Annotated in this window: 1 protein-coding gene; it reads right to left on the bottom strand. The window is 45.3% G+C overall.

Annotated elements, in window-relative coordinates; translation table 11 throughout:
- Positions 1–95 precede the first annotated feature (95 nt).
- Positions 96–1,196 (bottom strand): TRAP transporter large permease subunit (locus A3761_RS23805; RefSeq protein ID WP_156492078.1); only part of this gene is annotated, 1,101 nt, incomplete at its 5' end.

Below are 1,196 nucleotides of genomic sequence, written 5' to 3'. Positions count from 1 at the left end.
GAAAGCGATCAATTGAGTAGGTACTCATCTCTTCAGTAAATTATAAACAAAAAAAATCCCCGACTTGCGGGGATTTTTTATTTGCCTAACTCAACTTAGTAGGCAACCAGTAGAGGTCCAAAGGCCACGATGAGCAATACTGAGCCCATTGTCATCATTGGCATCAGAATACGCTCATTGCGCTGGTAGAAGGTACCATCCTTAACTTCTTCATCAGCTTTAAGCGCTTCTTCTTCACCCACCACTTGGCGTGTTAACAAGTGATTCAATGCTACCGGCGGGCTCAAGTAACCCAACTCAAAGGCAACCAAAGTCATCATCCAGAAGTGAATTGGATCAATACCAGCCTGGTAAGCAACCGTAGCGATTGTTTGGCTTACCAGAATTACCGCACCAAAGGCTTCCATAATCATACCCATGACAACCAACGCACACACCATAAGGGCCATTGCTGTCCAGATACTTGAGAAGTCACTTGGGAACATCTCAACAACACCGGTTCGTTCGATCATACCACCCAAACAGATACTACAAGCTACCAATAGTAGCAGGGCACCAATTTCAGCCGTTGTCTGGTTGGTGGCTGTACGCACACAGTATTCAATACCTTTATGTGGCTCGGTTGACTTACCATCTTCACTCACCATGTCTTTCTTGGTGATATGTTCAAAAATAAGAATAACGATCATCATCACAGGTAAGATTCGCGCTGCAGAGAACTCATCCAACTGAACGTTTAAGGCCATGTTATAGAACATAATAACGCCACCCATACAAAGGATGTAAGGAATGAGAGGCTTAATTTGCGAAAATGTCTCTGGCAGTGCATCACCAACAGAGGCTAATTGAATCTTGCTCTGACGGTTCACAAACATAACCATAATAAAGAACATAAAGGCACTTAGCGCAAAGACCCATACACCCCAGCCAAATAGTTGGTCGGTCGTTACTTCACGGTTCATGAACGCGATAACAACAACAAGCAAACATGGTCGCAATACAACACCCATACTACCTGACATCGCCGTGGCTGCGAGTGCCAGATTGCGGCGTGCGCCAGCTGCTCTAATTTCGTGATAGATTACTGCACCAGCAGCGATAACGAAGATACCAGAGCCACCTGTGTAGGCAGTCGGTACAGCAGCAAGAACAACCACAACAAAAGCCAACATTTCCGGAGGCATTTTCCAAGGCTT

The sequence above is a fragment of the Oleiphilus sp. HI0123 genome (assembly GCF_001635315.1).
The sequence above is the reverse complement of the archived record's forward strand: the minus strand, read 5'-3'. Positions and strand labels throughout refer to the sequence as shown.